This window comes from Deltaproteobacteria bacterium, from assembly GCA_016219225.1.
Classification (GTDB): Bacteria; Desulfobacterota; RBG-13-43-22; order RBG-13-43-22; family RBG-13-43-22; genus RBG-13-43-22.
The window spans coordinates 1-6487 of the sequence record JACRBX010000255.1; the positions used below are offsets into that span (position 1 = coordinate 1).

Consider the following 6487-nt stretch of genomic DNA (forward strand, 5'->3'; position numbering starts at 1 on the left):
ATCCAAGGCTACGCTGGGCAGGGATTTGGCCCGGAGTTCTCGAAAACGGGTCACCCCTTCCCGGGTTCGCATATCCCATTCCCGAACGTCGATCAGTTGCTGAATGTCTTCCGGTAAAGCCTTTACCGATTCCGCCATATAGACGCAGGCGATTCACTGGTGAAAATCGGTCAGGAGCACATCCACCAGGACTTTGTTTTCCATCTATGCACCCGACGGCCAAGGCCGTTCCTCGACTCGGAAATGAAGGCGCCCTGTCCTTTCTTCCAAAATTCCCCAGGCCAGTTTATCTCCCTGAAAAGCCGGGCCGAGACTGATGAAATCCACGCCGTTCTTCTGCCAATGGCCCCATTTTTGGATCTGACTGAAAACGATCACCTGGACACTGAATTGAGGAATCATCGTTTCCAAAGCGGGGAAGACCGTTTCATCCTGCATAAACCGGGTCAGGTTGACTACCATATTCATCTCTAAAGCATAGGGTTCAAAATCGGAATAATCCGGCAAGTCCTGAAGGTATTGGCCGAAAAAGCCTAAACCCTTTCGGTTTCCAAGCTGAAAAGAAACAACCTGGCCCAAGCCGGAAAGATAGGCCTTTTCTTTTTCTCCGAGAGAATCGGTGCTCCCTTTTCCCACTTCACCTGCCGCGGTCCAATCCCTTTCCCCTTGAATGGCCAGTAAATGTCTTTCTTTACGTAAGACCCGCAATAGGTCGTTGGTGCCCTGTGAAGACCCGATTAAGTTACCGAGACAATAAGCAGCCTCGATCCCCAGCTTTTTAAACTCAGCCGAAAGGGCCTTCCAGACTTCGACCTTGCCGTCCAAATCTCCCACCAGGGCCAGGTGCTTTCTGGGTTGCGTATCGGCAACGATCCGGAAAGACCGGGCCGGAAGCAGTTCCCCTTGTTGCACTTTCTTCAAAGCCTTGGATAACTGATCCGGGCAGGACGTTTTGTTTTTGCATTCGATCCCGTCAAGAAAATCCGCGAACCGCTCCAAAGGCTGATCCTTTAATAAGCGACTGACTAATTGGGCATTGCCCGGACAACCCCCTCCGACAAAGCGGACTTCCCGCAGCAACTCGTCCTCAATCCGAAAATGGATTTCCGACGGGCACACACCCTGGGTGCGATAGATATAGCGTTGGGGATCAGGCATTGAAAATTCCGTTCAATCGAATCATGAAGGGGTTTGTTATTGCAATCCTTCGATAATCATTATTCGATATTCAAGAGGCTTTTGCAAAAGTTTAAATTTTGCAAAATTGATGGTCTCGTAAAAACTCGTCATTCCCGCGCAGGCGGGAATCCAGGCTATATGTAACTAATTAAAAACACTGGATTCCCGTTTTCACGGGAATGACGTAAATCGGCGCTTTTGGACTTTTTACGAACGCATCAAAATTAACATGCAATAGGTCAGCCGTCTCGGCTGACCCTATATTGATTTCAACCCATTGTCAAACAAGATGCCTGACCTATTTTAATTAAATCTTACTTTTGCAATAGGCTCTCAATATTTGATATTTTCATGTTTCAGAGTTTAGAAAACATTCGATCCAGGTAATCCCGCAATTCCTCTTGAGACGGGGTCGTCTCAAAAACCAGAGAGCCATCGATGACGATCGACGGAACGGGCAGGTTTCGGCCATGTTCCCGGGAAAGCTCCAAATAGCGTTTTGCCCCTGAGAGATCTTTGGTAATCACCCTTTCCCAGATTAAGGTACTCCCGTAGTCGGAAGCTATGGACTCGACCACCCGGGCCATATAATGACAGGGGATTCAGTGTTCCCCTTCATGAAGAACTTCCAGGTGAATCGGTTTCATTTCCGTCCTCTTGGTTATCGGCTAATGGGTTGTCCGAAAGATAGAATAGATTCTTAAGGCCTTTTCAATGGCCTCTTCCAATTCAAACCGGGGAGGGATCATATCGAAAATCATCTCCCCTTCGATAAACAGAGAAGGGACAGGGGCCACCTGATCCAGGCTATCCACTTTCTCGATGCCATACAACTTCTTGGAGAGGTCCAGAAATCGCTCCTGGGCCTCATCGCTTTCCAGGAAACAAACCCGTCGGTAATCAACTATGTCTTCATACTGGGGGAGCACGTCGAGAACGGCTTTATCCATATAAACGCAAGGCAGACAATAATCCGCCTTGTAAATTACTTCGATTAATAATTTTTTGCCCATCTTTTAATTATTCCTCAGACAGAATTTCAATTGGTTAAGCACCTCTTCCTCATCCACCTTCCAGCCTACAAAGGCCAGCTTGGTCGGCCCGGGCTGATCCAGTTCGGTCCACTCGGTTTTTCCCCCCACATGATTCAGGAAAAATCGTTTACCATTCAACTGGACGAAACCCTTTACGCGATAAAGTTTCATAGGAAGTTCTTCGATAAACCGCCGGAAACACTCGTCCATAAAGGGGCACTGTTCTTCAAAGGCGAAAGCCACGTAACCCAACTCGTCGGCGCTGCCGTGCTCGTGGAAAGGAGAAAGATGAATAGCAGACCCCTGAAGGTGTTCGATCACTGGAGTCCAGAGAACAGCCGGATCCACCTGGCAGTGATAGGTTGGGATTATGGAGCAGTCGGCATTGATCTCCCGAATGTCGCTCAGATATTTCGGGACCTGGTCTTCCGGAAGGAGATCAATCTTGTTGAAAAGAAGGAGGGCGGCGGCCTTGATCTGGTTATAAAACAAGGGACCGAAGTATTCCCGTCCCTCCCAGAGGTCGGCATCCAGGACCGTCACCACCTTGGGCGCCGAAAGCCGGGAGGATACATTGGAGGGGCGTAAAAAACGTAAAATGTCAAAAGGGTCGGCCACTCCGGTAGCCTCAATCAAGAGCCGTTCGGGATGAAACCCGTCGAGTATTTCTTCAATGGCCTTGAGCATATCTCCCTGGAGGGAACAACAGATACAGCCGTTGATCAATTCCACCATAGGTGTTTTTCCTTGGAGGAGTTCTCCGTCGATCCCCACCCGTCCGAATTCATTGACCAGGAGGGCCGTCTTGGACAGATCCCCGGGCCATTCAAGGATATGACGCAGCAGAGTGGTTTTTCCCGCCCCTAAAAAGCCGGCGATCAGGATCACTTCACAAAGAGGACGGACGCCGGGTTCCTCTCCGAGTTTTTCAGCCATGGAAGAAGCCATTTGGTGGTTACCCCCTTTTCAAAGGAGATTCTACCATAAATCTTGGTTACTGGATGCTGGATATTTTAATATAGAATCGTGATCTGCGAAAATCTGCTTCCCCATTTTATTAAACGGACCGATTAAGATTCCAACCAGTATCCAGTATCCAGCATCCGGTGATCCCTCATCTCATGACTCAAACCGGATGACGGCATCCCGCGGAAGGGCCATGCCCATGGCCACTTCCACGGCCTTTAGTATGGCTATGGGGACCGGGCAGGAAGGGTGACAGCCGACCGATTGAGCGGAAGTAAATACCAGATTTTGGCCGATCGGGGCAAAGAGTTCTCTTAGATTCATCTCCTTGACCTTCTCAGACAAGCTCTGGATCTGTTTACATTCCGATCCGGAAACCGTAATGATAACCTGCCGCTTTTCTTTCTCCCAGGCCTCGACGACGCAATGGAACCCGCAGATGCCCGAATCGACTGTCACCCGGATCACTTTCGTTTGGGATGCTGTTTGTTCTGCCACCAATATCCGGCCGCCCTCTCTTCCTATTTCTGATGAAGAATTTCCGGACGGACAACCCCTTCCAGATGGGGGAAGGCATCCTTCATGTGCGGAATCTGCATGGATTCCATGAACTGGATCTGAAAATCTTGTTCCACGGTCAGTTCGATGTATTCCACATTCCGGGAGACCCAATTGGCCTCCACCCTTTTTTCCCTGTTGAGCAGGGCCGCCCGGGCGCCGTCACCGGCGGCGTTACCCACCGACATGATCTTGTCGATGGCGCAGTCGGGGAACAAACCCATGATCAAGGCCTTGGTGCGGTCCACGTGGGTCCCGAAGGCACCGGCGATCTTGACCACATCCACTTTATCGATATTCATCCGGCGCATCATCAGTTTGCAGCCGGTATACAAGGCCCCTTTAGCCAATTGGATCTGGCGCACATCCTTCTGGGTGACCACCACGTCTTTTTCGATGCTGGTTTCATTGGCCCAGGCGATAATGAATTCCGGTTGCTTGGTGTCCACGTTCCTGCGGAAGCGGTTGGATTTCTGGTCTTTACTGAAAACCCCGCTCTTCATAATCACCCCGGAACAATAGAGTTCGGCCAACACATCCAGGATACCCGATCCGCAGATTCCCTTGGTCTTCATCTCTTCCGGCTTAGAAAAACTCCTCCAGGCGTCCCGGCCGATTACCTTGTAATCCACCTCATGGGTCTCCGGGTCGATCTTGATCCGTTCAATCGCCCCGGGGGCGGCCCGCATGCCGAAAGCCAACTGGGCCCCTTCCAGGGCCGGGCCGGTAGCGCAGGAGGAAGAGATCAGTTTTTCCTTATTGCCCAGGACCAATTCCCCGTTGGTCCCGATATCGATGAGCAGTTGAATCTCATCGCTCTTATACGGTTCTTCGGCGATCAAAACACCCACGTTATCGGCCCCCACAAAACCGGCTTCGTTGGGCAGGACATGGACGTAAGCGGAGTCATTTATTTTAATGTTCAGATCCCGGGCCTTGATATCCAAACTCCGGTGAATGACCGGCGGGAAGGGCGCCAGACCGACGAACTCCGGGTTCAATTTCAGGAGAATGTGGTGCATGGCCGTATTGCAGACAATGGTCATATCGACGATATCCTTGGGCTGTAGGCGGAGGTAGGTTTTTCCTTCTTCCGGCATCTCCTTCAAAATCTCGGTGACCTTATCTCCTTCTTTGAGCTTCTTTTTCTTCTTGGGAGGATAGGTGGCCCCACAAGCCTGGTCAACGAGCCAGTTGAGTCCCTCGATCATATCGTTGCTCATCCGCTCCAAGCCGTCCTCATTCATCATATGGTAGGTGATGCGGCTCATGACGTCTTCCCCGTATTTGCACTGGGGATTCATCATGGAAACGGTTTCGATCACCTCCATGGTCTTCAGGTTGCACAGATAGGCGGCCACGGTCGTCGTGCCGATATCCACGGCCAGACCGTAATTATACCCGTCGGGTTTTCCCGGTAAAACGCGAATGATTTCTTTATCCATCCAGACCGAAACGGTCATGGCCCAGCGGCTGTCTTCCCGCAGCCGAGCCGGGAGTTTGATGAGGGTCTGATAGTCGATGGTCAAATCGCTTAAGCCGTATTGCCGGTTGAGTTCATCCTGGATGCGTTCAAAGTCGCCGGTCGGGTGTTCAAAACTCGGTTTAATCACCTCGACGTAGTATTCCTTGACGGCCGGGTTCCAGTCGATAGGAATGTCCCGGGCCGCTTTACTGACCACCTGTTTGCCTGCCCGCGACTCCTCGGGGACAAAAATGAGCAAATCCCCTTCGATCTTGGCGCAGCATCCCAGGCGATAGCCCAAACCCCGTTGTTCGGCATTAACGAACTTTTCTTCTTCTTCCATCCAGGGGCTGACATGGTCCCTGGAAGACTGGATCCCGTATTTTTCATAAAATCCTTCTTCAATACGCACCTTGCATTTCCCGCAAACCTTTTTCTCTCCGCACAAGGCCTCAATATCCACGCCGACCCGCCTGGAGGCCTCAATAATCGTCATCCCTTTATCAACTTCCCCACGTCTTCCGGAGGGTTGAAAAATAAGTTTCGCTTTCTCCATTAGAAAATTCCTTTCCAGAAAATAATAATACGTGGCGCCTTAATATTGATGCGTTCGTAAAAAGTCCAAAAGCGCCGATTTACGTCATTCCCGTGAAAACGGGGAATCCAGTGTTTATAATTTGGTTAGGCTTGGCCTGGATTCCCGCCTGCGCGGGAATGACGAGTTTTTGCGAGACCATCACTATTTGAAAAGAACGCTTTTGTTCACCGCAAAAGCGCATTGAACCACGAAAATAATTTTCTCCTCTGCGTCCTCTGGGTCTCTGCGGTGAAAATGCCTATTTCTTCTTCTGCATTTCCCGCAACCGGGCGATCATCTTGATGCCCTCGGCCACGGCATTTCCGGCCGATTCGGCATAGCCGTCGGCCCCGAAGAGGTTGGCCACGTCTTTGGTCACCGGGGCCCCACCGAGCATGATGGCTACGTTGGGGTTTTTATCCTTGATCATCTTTATAACATTATTCATGCCCAGCATGGTGTTCGACAACATGGCCGACATGTCCACCACTTCGGCATCTGTTCGAAACTGGGTCTCAACAAATTGTTCCAGGGGCACATAGCGGCCCAGGTCATGGACCTGCCAGCCGTCCACGTCAAACATCATCTTGACCAGGTTCTTCCCGATGTCATGGACGTCTCCCTGGATACTTCCGATGACTACCTGGGCTATGCTGCCGGATTCATTTTTGGGCACATGGGGCCTGAGGATATCCAGACCGGCATAAA

General features: G+C 50.9%; 8 protein-coding genes. All 8 read right to left on the reverse strand.

What is annotated here, in order from left to right; translation table 11 throughout:
* Window positions 1-138 (reverse strand): hypothetical protein (locus HY879_21100; protein ID MBI5605839.1); only part of this gene is annotated, 138 nt, incomplete at its 3' end.
* Between the two features lie 66 nt (window positions 139-204).
* Window positions 205-1158, reverse strand: coding sequence for a TIGR03905 family TSCPD domain-containing protein (locus HY879_21105; protein ID MBI5605840.1), 954 nt, complete (start codon window positions 1156-1158; stop codon window positions 205-207).
* Window positions 1159-1535: 377 nt separating this feature from the next.
* Window positions 1536-1766 (reverse strand): hypothetical protein, encoded by a 231-nt coding sequence (locus HY879_21110; GenBank protein MBI5605841.1) that lies wholly within the window; start codon window positions 1764-1766, stop codon window positions 1536-1538.
* Window positions 1767-1847: 81 nt separating this feature from the next.
* Window positions 1848-2192, reverse strand: coding sequence for a hypothetical protein (locus tag HY879_21115; protein MBI5605842.1), 345 nt, complete (start codon window positions 2190-2192; stop codon window positions 1848-1850).
* 3 nt (window positions 2193-2195) lie between these two features.
* A complete protein-coding gene (locus HY879_21120; GenBank protein ID MBI5605843.1) occupies window positions 2196-3161 on the reverse strand; it encodes a GTP-binding protein in 966 nt (321 codons plus the stop codon).
* A gap of 171 nt (window positions 3162-3332) precedes the next feature.
* On the reverse strand, window positions 3333-3677 hold the full coding sequence (locus HY879_21125) for a hypothetical protein (protein MBI5605844.1): 345 nt from the start codon (window positions 3675-3677) through the stop codon (window positions 3333-3335).
* 23 nt (window positions 3678-3700) lie between these two features.
* Complete coding sequence (locus HY879_21130) at window positions 3701-5758, reverse strand: DUF4445 domain-containing protein (protein ID MBI5605845.1); 2058 nt, start codon at window positions 5756-5758, stop codon at window positions 3701-3703.
* Window positions 5759-6038: 280 nt separating this feature from the next.
* Window positions 6039-6487, reverse strand: a 449-nt coding sequence (locus HY879_21135) for a cobalamin B12-binding domain-containing protein (GenBank protein ID MBI5605846.1), incomplete at its 5' end; no start/stop codon positions are given.